This is a genomic window from Pantoea sp. CTOTU49201 (assembly GCF_032054795.1).
Lineage (GTDB): Bacteria > Pseudomonadota > Gammaproteobacteria > Enterobacterales > Enterobacteriaceae > Pantoea > Pantoea symbiotica.
Window position 1 is genome coordinate 1 of sequence record NZ_DAMBSA010000006.1, and the last position, 15,528, is coordinate 15,528.

Here is a 15,528-nt window from a genome sequence, read left to right on the forward strand (position 1 = left end):
GCCAGACTTATCTGTTTGTCGGCGATACGTTGACCCGCGACTATAACCGCTGGATCAGCGTGCTGATGCCAGACAGCAATCCCACCGAACTGCAGCAGTCGCTGGAGCTTTATCGCTCATTGCGTCCCGATGTGGTGTTGATGAGCACCACGCGCGGACATCTGTCGTGGGCCAAAGTGAATTTGCAGAGCTGGCTGGCAGCCATCGATGAGGCAGAACAGTCACCGCTGGATTTGCGCCAACGGCAGCTGATCAAACCGGGTTATTAACTCACGAATTTGGGCGCGCACTGTCGTCGTAGCGTTCCAGCGACAGAATCTGTGCATCGCGCTTATCGGTACGGCTGCATGGCAACAGCTTGTTGCTGTTGGCGTAGACGAAGAAGGTTTCATCGTTATTTTTATTCACGATTAACTGATCGCCATTACGAAAACGGGTGATGGCAACTTTGTCACCGCCTTTCAGGCTGGTGCGCTGCTGACCGGCAGCGATCTGAAAGTGGCGCGTCGGCCACATTAAGGTACTCAAACCATACTCAGCACGCGATACCGTCATGGTTGGACGGCCGGGACAGGTAATTTGATATTCGGTTTCGCTCCAGGCGGGCGCAATCTGACAAGCCAGCACGCCAACGGCCATAACTATCGCCTTCATTGGGTTCTCCGCTGAGGTTAAATGATGATTTCGTGGAGTGATTGGCTTTGCTACTGCATTCCATGAACGTTATCTAACAGCAGCAAAGCCTGGTACATCAAACGTGGCGAGATTTCGCGGGAGCAGGAACTACTCAGCAGCCACTTGCGCCGCGACCAACATCAATGCCAGCCCGGCCTCTTCGGCTTCAAAACGCTGCATCACTTCCTGAATGGCCGCTACGCAGTTCAATACCTGCTTCTTTTTGTCGGCTTCTAATTTGTCGATCGCGTGCTGAAGAATCATTAAACTCGCTTCTTCTTCTTTCATTAATTTACCCTTGTTTTGCTTACCTGGTGCGCAACGCTGGCAAGAATACCGTTTCTCTGCTAGTAAAGTCACCCCTTTACATTCCTTCCGCTTAACGATTATACAAATGACAAATGGGAAGCAGCGTCAGACCTGCTATGATCCACTTATCAGTACGCATTGGCGTGCCATTGCAAACCAGGGAATGAAGCAGGTGCTCATGTGGCGAATCACGGTTGTACTCACCCTTTTAGTTTTAGCTGGCTGCAGTTCCGCACCGAAAGGTGTCGACTGTCCGGGCGAAGTGTCGACGATTTATGGACAATCGATGGGCAATACGCAGGCACGCATCTTTGATTTGGTGAGCGCCTTCGCCGTCTCGCGCGATGGCGTGAAGGTGCAAAGCGGTACGCTGCACTCTACCGATCGCTTCCAGTACGTGCCTTCGGCCATCACCGCTGAGGGCTTCTACGCGCAACGGTTGTCGGATAAACAGTTCCGCCTGATCAATCCCTATCAGAACACCATGATCACCTGGACGTGCCCATAAGCCGTGCGTCGCAGTGCGAGATGGTTTATTGTCTGACCATCTCACGCTGCGGACCTGCATGATGGAAAAGAGTCTGGATAACAACGGTTATATCGATTTCCCCTTCCCTGCCAGCACCAATGCGGATGGCTCGGTAAATCCCTGTGGATTCGACCTCACGCTGGAAACCGATCGTATTGATGAGATCACTGCCGGTAAACATTCCGAAAATATGCAACGTCTGCTGGAAGAGGTCAATTTGCAGGATGGCTTGTTTATGACGCTGGCCTGCGACTGGCAGCAGCGTGATGACGGCGTGTGCGGGTTTATCGATGTGGCATTTCGTCCGACGACTGCAAGCTTCAACACGGAAGAGACACAAAGCCTCGATCAGGCGTTTGAAATCTACCTCAGCCGTCAGGAGAAGCAACATAACATGCAGAGTGGCACGCTGATCAACTACGCGCGCGCCGTACTCGATTGGGGTTGGTCACCGCTGCAACAACGGCACATGCGTTATGAAAAAGTGACCTTGCGCTATTACTGCCAGCAAGCTGACGATGCCGAATGGTGTTTTGATCATCTGCGTCACTTCCTTGTGAGCTGGTATCCGGCTTATCGCGGAAAGCCCTAAGTTCAGACTATTGCGTTCCCGCCTTTCTGCTGCGCGCAGAATTTTTGCTTACTGCAAACTGCTGTTACAACCTTTACCGCTGCGTCATTTGCTGCATACAGTTTCTCTGACTACGCTTTACAGGACATTCACCACGATCAGGGAGTAATTATGAGCGACAAAGCGGAAGCAAAATTGAATGAAGCGGCAGGTGCCGTTCAGGAAAAATTTGGCGAATTCACCGGCTCACGCCGTCAGCAAGCCAAAGGCGCGGCGCGTCGTTATCCGGCTCAAGCCAGCTATGCGGTTCAGGATGCAGCGGATTGTGTGGTGAAATCGGTACGCGACAATCCCGCGACCGGCTTGGCAGTTGCAGCCAGCATTGGTGTGATTGTCGGTTTTCTGCTCGGACGTAAGTAATCAGTAAATGGGGCCTTAAGGCCCCAATTTATTGGCGATGTCCAACATCCTCAATGCGTTCCTGAATATGCTCATCCGGCGTTTCAGCCACATCTGCAGTGCTGTTTTCCATCTTCAAATGACGATCGTGCTGCATGGTGAGCGTAATTACGCCTGAAGGCTGGGCGCAAGCAGCCACGGACAGCAGCAGAAAAAACCACGCAGCGATAACCTTCTTTCCCATCGTTTTTTTACCAGCAAGCTGAGATATGTCGGCTCAGATTGCCCGAGTCAGTGCAAATCAGCGTCAATGTGCCGCAAAGCTCTGTCGTCAGTTGTGTATAACTACACCTGCGCGCGCCGTGCTTTGTATCGCGCAACCATGGTCATCAGCGCCTGGTAAATTAATCCCGCATACAAGCTCATCACGATCACCATGCCGATCTCTTTGCCCTGCGCCTGCCACGAAACAAACCACATAAAAATGCCCCACAACAGGGAAAAAATCAGCCAGCCTTTGACGAACTTGATTACACCTTGCATACCACCTCCTGAATCGTAAGCGCTGAAGATAGCGGTTTAGTCTTTAATGCACACTGCCATCAGCACGTAAATGTTAACTGATTCAAACTTCTATGAAGTGGATTGTAAAGCAACGCAAAGTGTTGGGAATACGCTGTACAGAATGCGCTTTAACGCTGCCGCAACTCTGGCGTCATCAGGTTAATTTAAGCGCGGTTAAGCATGCCATGAGCAAGGCAGGACGATTGCATGGGTGTGTATCGTGTGTATAATTTGATGGCAGGGATGGCGATGAAAAGCTCTGAGCTAATTAAAATGCTGGTGAACACCGGATGGAGTCTTGAAAGAATCAAAGGCAGTCATCATCAGTTCTCCCATCCTGATTTCAGTTATCTCATCACCGTTCCGCACCCGAGAAAGGACCTAAAAACAGGCACGCTGATGCAGATTTTGAAGGACGCCAAACTTAAATAGCGCGATTACGCCCTACTAAACTCAGCCACAGGTGAACATTATGTTGTATCCCGCCTTTGTTGAAATTGATGTTGATGGCTCTGCCAGCGGTTTCTTCCCTGACGTAACCGGCTGCTACTTTGCTGGAGATACACCTGAGCACACCCTTTACGATGCCCAGTCAGCGCTGAGTGCGCATTTTGAATTAATGGCAGAGAAAGGCATGCTCATTCCCGAGCCTTCGCAGAATTGGATCACCGATTTTAGCCAGACAGGAATTTGGATTTATGTTGAGATCGATATTACGCGCTATCTGGGTAAATCTGAGCGCATCAACATCACTATGCCGAACTTGTTGATTGAAAAGATAGATCAGGCCGTGGGGAATGATGCGCGCTATAACAGCCGCAGCCACTTTCTCGCTGAAGCCGCGCGTAAAGCGTTATCACATTCATAACGTGTTACTGCACAACAACGCCTTTGCGCACGCGTCGCATATCGCCTCCGGCGCGTTTATGTTTGAATTCCCGCCAACACTGTCCGGCATGTGGTTGAAATGAATTATTTAAGCAAGATACAAAGTTTTATTGAGGGCAACACGGTGCTGTCGGCCGCGTTTAGCTTGGTGTTACTGATGTTTGCCGGCATGATCGCCCATCTGATCTGTAAATTCTTTATCGTGAAGGTGGTCAGGAAGGTGTTCTTCAGCACGCACAAAAATCAGGTGCCGCTGGACAAGGACGTCAGGCTGTCAGAGAAGCTCTCTAACTTTATTCCGGTGATCACGGTCTATTATCTGCTGCAATTTATGCCAGATTTACCGGAACATCTGTTGATCGCGATAAAGACCATCTGCGGCATCCTGTTCTTTGTGTATTTATCGCTGTTCTTTACCGAAGTGCTGGAGATCGTTAATAACTCCTATTCGAAAAAAGCCAAACGTAAGAATCACTCGATCAAGGGTTATATCCAGGTCGGCAAGATTCTGGTGCATATTATTTCGGCGATCATGATTCTGGCGATAATGTCGAATAAATCGCCGGTGATTATTATCTCCAGTTTGGGTGCGGTAGCGGCGGTGTTGATGTTGGTGTTCCAGCACACGCTGATGTCGCTGGTGGCCAATATTCAGGTGTCATCGAACGATGTGCTGCAACTCGGCGACTGGATTGAGATGCCAGATAACGGCATCAGCGGCGAAGTGATCGATATCGCGCTACACACCATCACCATTCGCAACTGGGACAATACGCTGTCGCGCATCCCGACCAAAAACTTCCTCACCGAAACCTACACCAACTGGCAGGCGATGTTCTCCTCCGGCGCGCGCCGCATTATGCGCAGCTTCCATCTCGATCAGATGTCGATACGCTTTCTCGATCACGATATGGTGCAGCAAATGAGTCAAATTCGCGGTGTCAGTGAGCAACTCTCGGCGCTGATGGATGGCCGCGACAGCAATGCGGTGGGCGAGCGCTGGTATGCGGAAAACGGCATCACCAATCTGACGGTGTTTCGTAAATACCTGACGGCGTGGCTATCGCAGCGCGACGACATCAAGAAAGATATGTATATCGTGGTACGCGCCATGAAACCTTCGCCTGAAGGTTTGCCGGTGGAGGTGTATTGCTTCACTTCGTCGGTACTGTGGGTGGATTATGAGGATTCACAATCGGCCATTTTTGAGTATATTTACGCGATTGTCGGCCACTTCTCGCTGCGGATGTATCAGCAGCCGGGTGGCAGCGATTTTTGGCGGCTGTCGCAGGAGCGAGCTCAGGTGGCAAAATCCAATGAGCAGCAAGTCGATTAATGCATTTAAAGACGGGAGCCATTGGCTCCCATTTTTTTGCTAATGCGCGATTCCCATTCGAAGGTAAAACGTCGATGAAAACGATGATTTTACAACTTTATTTATCGTATCCCTCCATGTAAAATTCCCAGCCATTTTAAAAATAATGATGTCCTCATGGCTAACATTTCACTATGTTGAAATTATTCTCACGTTTTTTATCAGTTGGCATCATTAACACCTTGATCCATTGGATGGTGTTTGCAGCCCTGTATACTCTGAATACCCGCCAATGGCTGGCTAATCTGTTGGCTTTCATTGTCGCCGTAACATTTTCATTTTTTGCTAACGCACGCTGGACGTTTAAAGCTGAAGCGACAACTTTTCGCTATATCATCTTTGTGGCTTTTATGGGCATGATGGCCGCCGGCATTGGCAGCTTCGCCGATCACACACATATTAATCCGATTATCACGCTTATTTCATTTTCTATAATAAGCCTGGTATTCGGCTTCATCTATTCAAACTTTATTGTTTTTAGGGTGAAAAAATGAAAATTTCTCTGGTGGTGCCTGTATTTAATGAGGAAGACGCCATACCGATATTCTATCGGGAAGTGAAAGAAAAACTCACAGAGTTTGATATTGAAATTCTCTTTATCAATGATGGTAGTAAAGATGCAACGGAAAAAATCATCAATGCCCTCGCCGATAGTGACCCTGCAATAAAAACGATTAATTTCACGCGTAATTTTGGCAAAGAGCCGGCATTACTCGCCGGACTAGAACATGCCAGTGGCGATGCCATAATCCCTATGGATGTAGATCTTCAGGATCCTATTGAGGTTATTCCAAAGCTTATCAGTAAATGGCAGGAAGGATGGCAGGTGGTTCTCGCAAAACGCATAGACCGCACCAGTGACAGTAATTTTAAGCGGAAAAGTGCTGAGTGGTTCTACAAACTGCATAATAAAATCAGCCACCCTAAAATTGAGGAAAATGTAGGGGATTTCAGACTCCTCTCGCGTGAGACAGTTGAAAATATCAAGCAACTGCAAGAAAGAAATTTATTTATGAAAGGCCTCCTGAGCTGGGTTGAGGGTGATACCGCGATTGTAGAATATTCACGTATCGAACGCATAAGCGGTGAGAGCAAATTTAATGGTTGGAAGTTGTGGAATTTAGCTCTGGAAGGTTTCACGAGTTTTTCAACCTTCCCATTGAGAGTTTGGACCTATATCGGTTTCACTGTTGCTGCTATCTCCTTTATTTACGGCTTATGGATGATTATGGACAAGCTTATCTGGGGTAATTCCGTAGCCGGATATCCTTCAATTTTGGTATCCATTCTTTTTCTGGGTGGAATTCAGTTAATTGGCATTGGTGTATTGGGCGAGTACATCGGCAGAATATATATCGAAACCAAGAAAAGACCACGATATTTAATTAAAAGTTCTAAAGGGATTAAGAAATGTTAAGCTCACAACTTATGAAGCGAATGATATGGTTACTTCTCATTGCATTCACTTTTGCTGCCTCATGGTATTTAACCTTCCGCTACTTTCCATTTGAACCGGATGTCGCTAACAGTCCGCTGGTATGGCGTGGATTTTTAACTGAAGGATTTTCAGTTTTTAAGGATTGGTTCCCAACACCGGATAACTGGTACTTTACCGTTTATCCTGTAAACTTTATTTTCTTCAGCTTACTTTCCAGTGATGGGCGTTTCGCACTGACTTTGTCAACAATGTTCTTTGTGTTCATCACACCGTTGATTGTTGCTGTTATTATCAATGCAACTAATAAAAAAATCAGTTTTATATTCGCTCCAATCCTCATTATCTCATTACCCGCTTACTGTTATATCTATGGTTTTATCGCCCATCCTTTTTCACACTATTCCACAAACTTTTTTGGTATTGTAATCTTTGCTCTTTGCTTTTTTAATCTTAAAAGGCAATCGACCTCTATCTGCCTGCTTTACAGTGTATTATCTCTGCTTACTGCTGTTTCGGATCCGTGGTTTGCAGCAACATATTTCCTTCCGCTTTTGCTGACGCATTTCTATTTTACATGGCAGAAAGTAATCACCAAAAAAGCCAGTATAATTTATCTGGTTACTTTCATTTTCACAATGATTCACGCCGTGCCGCGCTGGTTACACATTCCCATTCAGCGATTCGAGTTGGTGCCATTAGCGCAATGGCCTATTAACTTCGAATGGGTTATACATGTAATGGGCCGCAGTCTCAATTTGTTCTTTATCGATAACAATATTGTTTACGCGGTTTCATTACTCATTTGGTCTGTTTTATTTATCCATGCTTTAGTCGTATGCTGGAAAAAAGGAACTCAATCGCGTTTTATTGCTATTTTCTCATTCCTAAGTATTTCAGCGATCATTTCATCTTTCATAATCGGTTACGACATGCCTTATGAAGGCAGCGCTCGTTTCTTTGTAAACGCCTTTATTTTCCTGATGATGGTAGTAACGCTACGCTTTTCATTCAAAAGTAACCCTCTGGTTGCATGCATTTTCGCCTTATTTATCTGTTCGTCTTATTACTCTTACTACAAATATAGTGCTCCTTTTGCCGACCAGGAATCGAAAACCTGGGCTTATATCGATTTTCTTAAGAAGAATAATTTAACCTTTGGCTACAGTGATTATTGGTTACTGGCTAATAATGTGAATTGGTTATCCGAAAATGAAATTCATATTACTTCAGTCAGATGGGAGGATAACTTCCAGATAATGTCGAATCGTTCACGTGTCCAAAACATGCGTTCCTGGTTAAAACCCGATTTTATTCAACAGTCTCCTGAGCGTCAGTTTGTGGCTATTCCTGCCATCGAGACTGCAGATAAGAGCAGTGAAGCCAATCGCCGCGTAGACGCCATTCGCCAACAGTTAGGTGCAGCTGACGAAGTTATGACATTCGATGGGATGACTATTCTGGTTTATAACCACAGGATTGTGTTCCCGCAGCTAGACGATAAATAAAGCCATCATTTATTAGACAAAAAAACGGGAGCCATTGGCTCCCGTTATGCTTTCTGCCTAATTGGCAAATTACATGTTGTTGATGATCGCGTCACCAAACTCTGAACATTTCAGCAGTTTAGCGCCGTCCATCAGACGTTCGAAATCGTAAGTCACGGTTTTGTTAGCGATTGCGCCTTCAACACCTTTAACGATCAGGTCAGCCGCTTCAAACCATTCCAGGTGACGCAACATCATTTCTGCCGACAGGATTACTGAACCTGGGTTCACTTTATCCTGACCTGCATACTTAGGTGCTGTACCGTGTGTCGCTTCGAACAGAGCACATTCGTCACCGATGTTTGCGCCTGGTGCGATACCGATACCGCCAACCTGTGCCGCCAGGGCATCAGAGATGTAGTCACCGTTCAGGTTCATACAGGCGATCACGTCGTATTCAGCTGGACGCAACAGGATCTGCTGCAGGAAGGCATCCGCGATCACATCTTTAACGATGATCTCTTTACCGGTGTTCGGGTTCTTGAACTTCATCCACGGGCCGCCATCGATCAGCTCGCCGCCGAACTCTTCTTTCACTAACTGGTAGCCCCAGTCTTTGAAAGAACCTTCGGTGAACTTCATGATATTGCCTTTGTGAACCAGGGTCAGAGAATCACGATCGTTGGTGATGGTGTATTCCACTGCTGCGCGCACCAGACGTTTGGTACCCTCTTCCGAGCATGGCTTAACGCCGATACCGCACTGCTCAGGGAAGCGAATTTTCTTCACGCCCATCTCTTCGCGCAGGAACTTGATCACTTTATCCGCTTCTGGCGTGCCCGCTTTCCACTCGATACCGGCATAGATATCTTCTGAGTTTTCACGGAAGATCACCATATCGGTTTCTTCAGGGCGTTTAACTGGGCTTGGGGTGCCTTTGTAGTAGCGAACCGGACGCAGACACACGTACAGATCCAGCTCCTGACGCAGCGCAACGTTCAGAGAACGAATACCACCGCCAACTGGCGTAGTCAGTGGGCCTTTGATGGCAACGCGATATTCTTTGATTAAATCGAGGGTTTCCTGCGGCAGCCAGACGTCCTGGCCGTAAAGTTCTACTGATTTTTCACCAGTATAAATTTCCATCCAGGAAATTTTACGCTCGCCGTTGTAGGCTTTCTTCACAGCGGCATCAACCACTTTCAACATTACCGGGGAAACATCAACACCGATACCGTCACCTTCAATGTAAGGAATAATCGGGTTATTCGGAACTGTAAGTTTTCCCTGAGCCAGGGTGATTTTTTGACCTTCCGCCGGAACAACTACTTTGCTTTCCATCAACCTCTCCTTCGAGCGATTTTTTGTTAATGATTTGTAAGATGCGGGTCAATACTACTTGATTATTTCCGCTACGCCAATCACCGTAGTTTCGCGCTATAATGCGCCGAATGATTCTGACTGCAAAGCCCATGCGAAAAACTTCTCAACGTATTCACCAGGATAAGCGTGCGAACGCCCCAGCACGTAAGCCCGTGCGCCGTGATACCCGTCCGAAAGGCCCAAGACGCGTCATACTCTTTAACAAACCCTTCGATGTTTTGCCGCAATTCAGTGACGAAGCCGGACGCCGCACGCTGAAAGATTTTGTGCCGATAGGCGACGTTTACGCCGCAGGCCGCCTCGATCGCGACAGCGAAGGATTGATGGTTTTGACCAACGATGGCGCGCTGCAAGCCGCGCTGACGCAGCCTGGCAAGCGCACCGGAAAGGTCTATTTTGTGCAGGTGGAAGGCGCACCGCAGGAATCAGATTTATCCCTGTTACGCAACGGCGTGACGCTCAATGATGGCCCAACGTTGCCCGCAGGCATTGAATTAGTGGACGAGCCAGAGTGGCTGTGGCCGCGCCAGCCGCCGATTCGCGAGCGCAAAGCAATTCCCACCAGCTGGCTGAAAATCACCCTGTTTGAGGGCCGAAATCGTCAGGTACGGCGCATGACGGCCCACATCGGTTTTCCGACATTGCGCCTGATTCGCTTTGCGATGGGCGAACATCAGTTAGGCGATTTGCCCCCGGGTGAATGGCGCGATATCAGTGTAGCCATTTAATAACTTTTAGTTAACAATTTCGGAGGAAGGATGTTTAAACCTCATGTAACGGTCGCCTGCATTGTGCAGGCACAGGGACATTTGCTGGTAGTTGAAGAGCGCGTGCACGGTCGTATTACCTGGAATCAGCCCGCCGGGCATCTTGAGGCCAATGAAACCCTGCTCGAAGCCGCGCAGCGTGAACTGTTTGAAGAGACCGGCATCGACGCCCATCCCGAATATTTCCTCGGCGTGCAGCAGTGGATTGCCCCGGACGATACACCTTTTGTGCGTTTCCTGTTTGGCCTCGATCTGGCCGAAAAAGTCGAAACCTCGCCGCACGATCGCGACATCGATTGCTGCTGGTGGCTGCCGCCAGAGCAGATTCTGACGGCTAATCGCTTGCGTTCGCCGCTAGTGGCAGAGAGCGTGCGGCTGTGGCAACAAGGCGAGCGTTATCCGCTGCATCTGGTTGCGCCGTTCCAGTGGCCGTTTCATGAGGGTGCGCGCCCCGCTTCTGCATGATAGAATGCGCCGCCTGTTTTTATCGTAATTTAAGAGTGCGTCATGTCTGACAACAGCCAGAAAAAAGTGATCGTCGGAATGTCCGGCGGCGTCGATTCTTCCGTTTCCGCCTGGCTACTGCAGCAGCAGGGCTACCAGGTTGAAGGCCTGTTCATGAAGAACTGGGAGGAAGACGATGGCGAGGAGTATTGCACCGCCGCCGATGATCTGGCTGACGCACAAGCCGTGTGTGACAAACTCGGCATCAAACTGCACAAAATCAACTTCGCCGCAGAGTACTGGGATAACGTGTTCGAACACTTCCTGGAAGAGTACAAAGCGGGCCGCACGCCGAATCCCGACATCCTGTGCAACAAAGAGATCAAATTCAAAGCCTTCCTTGAGTTCGCGGCGGATGATCTCGGTGCAGATTTCATCGCCACCGGCCACTACGTGCGCCGTCAGGATGTTGACGGTCAAAGCCGCCTGCTGCGCGGACTCGACGGCAACAAAGATCAGAGCTATTTCCTCTACACGCTCAGCCACCAGCAGATCGCGCAAAGCCTGTTCCCGGTTGGCGAACTGGATAAGCCGGAAGTACGCCGCATCGCTGAGCAGCTGGATCTGATCACCGCGAAGAAGAAAGATTCCACCGGCATCTGCTTTATCGGCGAGCGCAAGTTCCGCGACTTCCTTGGCCGCTATCTGCCTGCTCAGCCGGGCGAAATCGAAACCGTTGACGGCGAAATCGTCGGTGAACATCAGGGCTTGATGTACCACACGCTCGGCCAGCGTAAAGGCCTGGGCATTGGCGGTCGTAAAGAGAGCAACGACGATCCCTGGTATGTGGTCGACAAAGATGTGGCGCGCAATCGTCTAATCGTGGCGCAAGGCGGCGAGCATCCGCGCCTGATGTCTGTGGGGTTGATTGCCCAACAGCTGCATTGGGTCGATCGCCAGCCGATTACCGCCCCGCTGCGCTGCACGGTGAAAACCCGCTATCGCCAGACCGACATTCCGTGTGAAATCATTCCGCACGGCGACGACCGTATTGAAGTCCGTTTTGACGAGCCGGTTGCGGCCGTCACGCCAGGCCAATCTGCCGTGTTTTATCTCGGAGAAGTGTGCCTCGGCGGCGGCATTATCGAACAACGCCTGCCTCTGGCAGAAGCCTAAGGTCGGCGCTGCCCGACGCGATGACAGGAGTTAAGCGTGGCTAAGAACTATTATGAGATTACACTGGCGCTGGCGGGCGTATGTCAGGCCGCCCATGTGGTGCAACAGCTCGCGCAGCAGGGACATTGCAATAACGCGGCACTGAACGTGTCGCTGCGCAGCCTGATCGATCTCAATCCCGGTTCAACGCTGGCAGTGTTTGGCAACGACGAAGCCAATTTGAAGGTTGGATTAGAGACCTTAATGGCGGTGCTGAACAGCAGCAATCGTCAGGGCGCCAGCGCAGAACTGACGCGCTACACCTTAAGCATGATGGTGCTGGAGCGTAAGCTGCACGGCAATAAAACTGCGATGAACACGCTGGCACAGCGCATCGGCCAGCTTGACCGTCAGCTGGCGCATTACGAGCTGGAATCGGACACCATCACCAGCGCGATGGCTGGTATTTATGTCGATGTGATTAGCCCGCTGGGCCCGCGCATTCAGGTGACCGGTTCGCCGCAGGTATTACAGAATTCACAAGTGCAGAGTAAAGTGCGCGCCGCCCTGCTGGCCGGCATTCGCTCTGCGGTGTTATGGCAGCAGGTTGGCGGTGGCCGCCTGCAGCTGATGTTCTCGCGCCAGCGCTTGCTGAGCGAAGCTAAAACCATTTTATCCCGCCTGGGCCCGGCGTATTAAGCGCCGCCCCGGCATAATTGTTAAACGATTCAGGAGTTGCACTGATGGAATTATCCTCTCTGACCGCCGTTTCACCTGTCGATGGTCGTTACGGCGATAAAGTCAGCCCACTGCGCGCCATTTTCAGCGAGTTCGGTTTGCTGAAATTCCGCGTTGAGGTTGAGGTTCGCTGGTTACAAAAACTGGCTACGACTGTAGAGATCAAGGAAGTTCCTGCATTTGATGCCGACGCAAACGCTTTCCTTGATGCCATTGTCGCCAATTTCAGCGAAGAAGACGCGGCGCGTATCAAAACCATCGAGCGCACCACCAACCACGACGTCAAAGCCGTGGAATATTTCCTGAAAGAGAAAGTGGCCGATGTCCCTGCGCTGCATGCGGTGTCTGAATTTATCCACTTCGCCTGCACCTCCGAAGATATCAATAACCTGTCGCACGCGCTGATGCTCGAAACTGCACGGCGTGATGTGATCGTGCCGTTCTGGAACAAACTGATCGATGCTGTAAAAGGTCTGGCGCACGAATACCGCGACATTCCGCTGCTGTCGCGCACCCACGGCCAGCCGGCAACGCCGTCAACCATGGGTAAAGAAATGGCGAACGTGGCGTATCGTCTGGAGCGCCAGTTACGTCAGCTGAGCAAGATTGAAGTGCTGGGTAAAATCAACGGTGCGGTCGGCAACTATAACGCCCACATCTCGGCTTATCCGGAAGTAGATTGGCACCAGCTGAGCGAGCAGTTTGTCACCTCGCTGGGCATCACCTGGAACCCGTACACCACGCAGATTGAACCGCACGATTACATCGCTGAACTGTTTGATTGCATCGCGCGTTTCAACACCATTCTGATCGACTTTGATCGTGATATTTGGGGCTACGTTGCGCTCAATCACTTCAAGCAGAAAACCATCGCCGGTGAAATCGGTTCGTCCACCATGCCGCACAAAGTGAACCCGATTGACTTCGAAAACTCCGAAGGCAACCTCGGCCTGGCTAATGCGATGATGCAGCATCTGGCGAGCAAACTGCCGGTTTCACGCTGGCAGCGCGACCTGACCGACTCCACCGTGCTGCGCAACCTTGGCGTGGGCATCGGTTATGCGTTGATCGCCTATCAGGCCACGCTGAAAGGCATCTCTAAGCTGGAAGTGAACCGCGATCGTCTGCTGGACGAGCTGGACCACAACTGGGAAGTGCTGGCTGAGCCGATCCAAACCGTGATGCGCCGTTACGGCATTGAAAAACCGTATGAGAAGCTGAAAGAGCTGACGCGCGGTAAACGCGTTGATGCCGCCGGCATGCAGACCTTTATCGATAGCCTCGAACTGCCGGAAGAGGAGAAAGTGCGTCTGAAGCAAATGACGCCAGCCAACTACCTCGGCCGTGCGATTCAGATGGTTGATGATTTGAAGTAATCGGCAGTAACAGACGTCCTTTATCTGGGTGCGCATAAATGCGCACCCTACGACATCCGCGCTGTAGGGTCGCCATTTATGGCGACCTGATGTTTTTCAACATTGCCCGGTGTTAATCTGCGGTTTAGCTCTTCTCGCATATACTCACTTCATCATCACTACGTTCGAAGCTAAGGAAATACTATGCGTGTACTGGTTGTGGAAGATAATGCGCTGCTGCGCCATCACCTCGCCGTGCAGCTGCGTGACATGGGCCATCAGGTCGATGCCGCAGAAGATGCCAAAGAAGCGGATTATTTCCTGCAAGAACATGTGCCTGACATCGCGCTGGTCGATCTCGGTTTGCCGGACGAAGATGGCATGTCGCTGATTCGCCGCTGGCGCACCGATGCTGTACGCCAACCGATTCTGGTATTAACCGCTCGCGAAGGCTGGCAGGCCAAAGTGGAAGCACTGGAAGCCGGTGCCGATGACTACGTGACTAAGCCATTCCACATTGAAGAAGTGGCTGCACGTTTGCAGGCGCTGATGCGTCGCAACAGCGGTCATGCATCGCAAATTATCTCTATGCCGCCGTTCCAGGTCGATCTCTCTCGCCGTGAACTGACGGTGCAAGACGAACCGGTAAAACTGACCGCCTTTGAGTACACCATTGTCGAAACCCTGATTCGTAACGCCGGTAAAGTGGTGAGCAAAGATTCGCTGATGCTGCAGCTCTATCCCGACGCCGAACTGCGCGAAAGCCACACCATCGACGTGCTGATGGGCCGTCTGCGCAAAAAAATTCTCTCACTCTATCCGACCGAAGTGATCAACACCGTGCGCGGCCAGGGCTATCGCTTTGATCTCTGATTTATGACGTGGTTACAACGCTTACGGCCCTTCTCACTTCGTGCCCGTTTTCTGCTGGCGACCGCGGCGATCGTGCTGTTTTTGTCACTTTCCTATGGCATGGTCGCCGTGGTCGGCTACGTTGTCAGCTTCGATAAAAATACCTATCGCGTGATGCGCGGCGAGAGCAATCTGTTCTTCACGCTGGCACAGTGGCACGACAATCAGCTCACCATCGGCCAGCCCGAGCGCATGACGCTTAATTTCCCCACGCTGGTCTTTATCTACGATGAACACGGCAAACTGCTGTGGCAGCAGCGCGATGTGCCGGACATCCGCAAAAAGATTCGTCGTGAATGGCTGCTCAAGCCCGATTTCTATGAAATCGACACCAGCAATCGCACCAGCATGGCGGCGATGGGCAATAACCCGCAGGCGAAAGAGCGCTTGCACGCGCTGGATAGCGACAGCAATGACACCTTTACTCACTCGGTCGCCGTCAATCGTTACGATGCCACCACCAATTTACCCGCGCTGACCATTGTGGTGGTCGATTCGATTCCACAAGAGTTGCAGCATTCCGATGTGGTGTGGTCGTGGTT

At 50.4% G+C, this 15,528-nt stretch carries 20 protein-coding genes and 2 pseudogenes; 17 read left to right on the plus strand and 5 right to left on the minus strand.

Translation table 11 applies throughout. The features are described 5' to 3' along the window. Window positions 1-269, plus strand: a pseudogene (locus tag RTY00_RS00890) (MBL fold metallo-hydrolase); the annotation flags it as partial. Window position 270: 1 nt separating this feature from the next. On the opposite strand, the gene RTY00_RS00895 reads toward RTY00_RS00890, so the two are convergent. Beyond that, window positions 271-654: a hypothetical protein gene (locus RTY00_RS00895; RefSeq protein WP_008108188.1), complete on the minus strand. Its 384-nt coding sequence runs from the start codon at window positions 652-654 to the stop codon at window positions 271-273. 129 nt (window positions 655-783) lie between these two features. After that, window positions 784-963, minus strand: a complete 180-nt coding sequence (locus tag RTY00_RS00900) for a hypothetical protein (protein ID WP_312663143.1) — start codon at window positions 961-963, stop codon at window positions 784-786. 199 nt (window positions 964-1,162) lie between these two features. Between RTY00_RS00900 and RTY00_RS00905 the strand changes: the two genes are divergently transcribed. The 3 genes from RTY00_RS00905 to RTY00_RS00915 all read left to right on the plus strand — a co-directional run bounded on the left by RTY00_RS00905 (window position 1,163) and on the right by RTY00_RS00915 (window position 2,504). After that, window positions 1,163-1,492, plus strand: coding sequence for a hypothetical protein (locus tag RTY00_RS00905; RefSeq protein ID WP_061717565.1), 330 nt, complete (start codon window positions 1,163-1,165; stop codon window positions 1,490-1,492). Between the two features lie 61 nt (window positions 1,493-1,553). Then, window positions 1,554-2,105 carry a hypothetical protein gene (locus tag RTY00_RS00910; RefSeq protein ID WP_312663144.1) on the plus strand — a complete coding sequence of 184 codons (552 nt, stop codon included), beginning with the start codon at window positions 1,554-1,556 and terminating at the stop codon, window positions 2,103-2,105. A 150-nt stretch (window positions 2,106-2,255) separates the two neighbouring features. Beyond that, window positions 2,256-2,504 carry a CsbD family protein gene (locus RTY00_RS00915; protein WP_007891510.1) on the plus strand — a complete coding sequence of 83 codons (249 nt, stop codon included), beginning with the start codon at window positions 2,256-2,258 and terminating at the stop codon, window positions 2,502-2,504. Window positions 2,505-2,532: 28 nt separating this feature from the next. Here the strand turns inward: RTY00_RS00915 and RTY00_RS00920 are convergent, their stop codons facing one another. Together RTY00_RS00920 and RTY00_RS00925 are read right to left on the minus strand one after the other, a co-directional pair. Next, window positions 2,533-2,727, minus strand: coding sequence for a hypothetical protein (locus RTY00_RS00920; protein ID WP_312663126.1), 195 nt, complete (start codon window positions 2,725-2,727; stop codon window positions 2,533-2,535). Window positions 2,728-2,828: 101 nt separating this feature from the next. Further along, complete coding sequence (locus RTY00_RS00925) at window positions 2,829-3,026, minus strand: DUF6404 family protein (RefSeq protein ID WP_008108184.1); 198 nt, start codon at window positions 3,024-3,026, stop codon at window positions 2,829-2,831. Window positions 3,027-3,296: 270 nt separating this feature from the next. Here RTY00_RS00925 and RTY00_RS00930 point away from each other — a divergent pair, with 270 nt between their 5' ends. From RTY00_RS00930 to RTY00_RS00955, 6 genes are all read left to right on the plus strand, one after another. After that, complete coding sequence (locus RTY00_RS00930; protein ID WP_036649445.1) at window positions 3,297-3,479, plus strand: type II toxin-antitoxin system HicA family toxin; 183 nt, start codon at window positions 3,297-3,299, stop codon at window positions 3,477-3,479. A 40-nt stretch (window positions 3,480-3,519) separates the two neighbouring features. Next, a complete protein-coding gene (locus RTY00_RS00935; RefSeq protein WP_312663127.1) occupies window positions 3,520-3,915 on the plus strand; it encodes a type II toxin-antitoxin system HicB family antitoxin in 396 nt (131 codons plus the stop codon). Window positions 3,916-4,014: 99 nt separating this feature from the next. Further along, window positions 4,015-5,271: a mechanosensitive ion channel domain-containing protein gene (locus RTY00_RS00940; protein WP_312663128.1), complete on the plus strand. Its 1,257-nt coding sequence runs from the start codon at window positions 4,015-4,017 to the stop codon at window positions 5,269-5,271. Window positions 5,272-5,444: 173 nt separating this feature from the next. Then, window positions 5,445-5,804: a GtrA family protein gene (locus tag RTY00_RS00945; protein WP_312663130.1), complete on the plus strand. Its 360-nt coding sequence runs from the start codon at window positions 5,445-5,447 to the stop codon at window positions 5,802-5,804. Further along, on the plus strand, window positions 5,801-6,727 hold the full coding sequence (locus RTY00_RS00950; protein ID WP_312663131.1) for a glycosyltransferase family 2 protein: 927 nt from the start codon (window positions 5,801-5,803) through the stop codon (window positions 6,725-6,727). Before RTY00_RS00945 ends, RTY00_RS00950 begins: the two co-directional genes overlap by 4 nt. Continuing rightward, a complete protein-coding gene (locus RTY00_RS00955; protein WP_312663132.1) occupies window positions 6,721-8,253 on the plus strand; it encodes a hypothetical protein in 1,533 nt (510 codons plus the stop codon). The genes RTY00_RS00950 and RTY00_RS00955 overlap by 7 nt, the downstream gene beginning before the upstream one ends. Window positions 8,254-8,322: 69 nt before the next feature. Here RTY00_RS00955 and icd read toward each other — a convergent pair whose 3' ends face one another. After that, window positions 8,323-9,573: an NADP-dependent isocitrate dehydrogenase gene (gene icd / locus RTY00_RS00960; protein ID WP_008108175.1), complete on the minus strand. Its 1,251-nt coding sequence runs from the start codon at window positions 9,571-9,573 to the stop codon at window positions 8,323-8,325. Between the two features lie 101 nt (window positions 9,574-9,674). Between icd and rluE the strand changes: the two genes are divergently transcribed. The 7 genes and pseudogenes from rluE to RTY00_RS00995 form a co-directional block, all read left to right on the plus strand. Beyond that, the gene (gene rluE, locus RTY00_RS00965; RefSeq protein WP_409519109.1) at window positions 9,675-10,343 is read left to right on the plus strand and encodes a 23S rRNA pseudouridine(2457) synthase RluE; all 669 of its coding nucleotides are present in this window, start codon (window positions 9,675-9,677) and stop codon (window positions 10,341-10,343) included. 30 nt (window positions 10,344-10,373) lie between these two features. Beyond that, the gene (locus RTY00_RS00970) at window positions 10,374-10,847 is read left to right on the plus strand and encodes an NUDIX domain-containing protein (protein ID WP_061716915.1); all 474 of its coding nucleotides are present in this window, start codon (window positions 10,374-10,376) and stop codon (window positions 10,845-10,847) included. 42 nt (window positions 10,848-10,889) lie between these two features. Further along, the gene (gene mnmA, locus RTY00_RS00975; protein ID WP_008103001.1) at window positions 10,890-12,002 is read left to right on the plus strand and encodes a tRNA 2-thiouridine(34) synthase MnmA; all 1,113 of its coding nucleotides are present in this window, start codon (window positions 10,890-10,892) and stop codon (window positions 12,000-12,002) included. Between the two features lie 36 nt (window positions 12,003-12,038). After that, window positions 12,039-12,680, plus strand: a complete 642-nt coding sequence (gene hflD / locus RTY00_RS00980; protein WP_176970282.1) for a high frequency lysogenization protein HflD — start codon at window positions 12,039-12,041, stop codon at window positions 12,678-12,680. Between the two features lie 44 nt (window positions 12,681-12,724). Continuing rightward, on the plus strand, window positions 12,725-14,095 hold the full coding sequence (gene purB / locus RTY00_RS00985) for an adenylosuccinate lyase (RefSeq protein WP_061716919.1): 1,371 nt from the start codon (window positions 12,725-12,727) through the stop codon (window positions 14,093-14,095). 183 nt (window positions 14,096-14,278) lie between these two features. Then, window positions 14,279-14,947: a two-component system response regulator PhoP gene (gene phoP, locus RTY00_RS00990; RefSeq protein WP_256696218.1), complete on the plus strand. Its 669-nt coding sequence runs from the start codon at window positions 14,279-14,281 to the stop codon at window positions 14,945-14,947. A gap of 3 nt (window positions 14,948-14,950) precedes the next feature. Beyond that, window positions 14,951-15,528: pseudogene (locus RTY00_RS00995) on the plus strand (two-component system sensor histidine kinase PhoQ); the annotation flags it as partial.

Excerpts from the sequence above, each read along its gene's own strand:
- RTY00_RS00895 (WP_008108188.1), bottom strand. The coding sequence starts at position 654 with ATGAAGGCGATAGTTATGGCCGTTGGCGTGCTGGCTTGTCAGATTGCG.
- RTY00_RS00900 (WP_312663143.1), bottom strand. The coding sequence starts at position 963 with ATGAAAGAAGAAGAAGCGAGTTTAATGATTCTTCAGCACGCGATCGAC.
- RTY00_RS00905 (WP_061717565.1), top strand. The coding sequence starts at position 1,163 with ATGTGGCGAATCACGGTTGTACTCACCCTTTTAGTTTTAGCTGGCTGC.
- RTY00_RS00910 (WP_312663144.1), top strand. The coding sequence starts at position 1,554 with ATGGAAAAGAGTCTGGATAACAACGGTTATATCGATTTCCCCTTCCCT.
- RTY00_RS00915 (WP_007891510.1), top strand. The coding sequence starts at position 2,256 with ATGAGCGACAAAGCGGAAGCAAAATTGAATGAAGCGGCAGGTGCCGTT.
- RTY00_RS00920 (WP_312663126.1), bottom strand. The coding sequence starts at position 2,727 with ATGGGAAAGAAGGTTATCGCTGCGTGGTTTTTTCTGCTGCTGTCCGTG.
- RTY00_RS00925 (WP_008108184.1), bottom strand. The coding sequence starts at position 3,026 with ATGCAAGGTGTAATCAAGTTCGTCAAAGGCTGGCTGATTTTTTCCCTG.
- RTY00_RS00930 (WP_036649445.1), top strand. The coding sequence starts at position 3,297 with ATGAAAAGCTCTGAGCTAATTAAAATGCTGGTGAACACCGGATGGAGT.
- RTY00_RS00935 (WP_312663127.1), top strand. The coding sequence starts at position 3,520 with ATGTTGTATCCCGCCTTTGTTGAAATTGATGTTGATGGCTCTGCCAGC.
- RTY00_RS00940 (WP_312663128.1), top strand. The coding sequence starts at position 4,015 with ATGAATTATTTAAGCAAGATACAAAGTTTTATTGAGGGCAACACGGTG.
- RTY00_RS00945 (WP_312663130.1), top strand. The coding sequence starts at position 5,445 with ATGTTGAAATTATTCTCACGTTTTTTATCAGTTGGCATCATTAACACC.
- RTY00_RS00950 (WP_312663131.1), top strand. The coding sequence starts at position 5,801 with ATGAAAATTTCTCTGGTGGTGCCTGTATTTAATGAGGAAGACGCCATA.
- RTY00_RS00955 (WP_312663132.1), top strand. The coding sequence starts at position 6,721 with ATGTTAAGCTCACAACTTATGAAGCGAATGATATGGTTACTTCTCATT.
- icd (WP_008108175.1), bottom strand. The coding sequence starts at position 9,573 with ATGGAAAGCAAAGTAGTTGTTCCGGCGGAAGGTCAAAAAATCACCCTG.
- rluE (WP_409519109.1), top strand. The coding sequence starts at position 9,675 with ATGCGCCGAATGATTCTGACTGCAAAGCCCATGCGAAAAACTTCTCAA.
- RTY00_RS00970 (WP_061716915.1), top strand. The coding sequence starts at position 10,374 with ATGTTTAAACCTCATGTAACGGTCGCCTGCATTGTGCAGGCACAGGGA.
- mnmA (WP_008103001.1), top strand. The coding sequence starts at position 10,890 with ATGTCTGACAACAGCCAGAAAAAAGTGATCGTCGGAATGTCCGGCGGC.
- purB (WP_061716919.1), top strand. The coding sequence starts at position 12,725 with ATGGAATTATCCTCTCTGACCGCCGTTTCACCTGTCGATGGTCGTTAC.
- phoP (WP_256696218.1), top strand. The coding sequence starts at position 14,279 with ATGCGTGTACTGGTTGTGGAAGATAATGCGCTGCTGCGCCATCACCTC.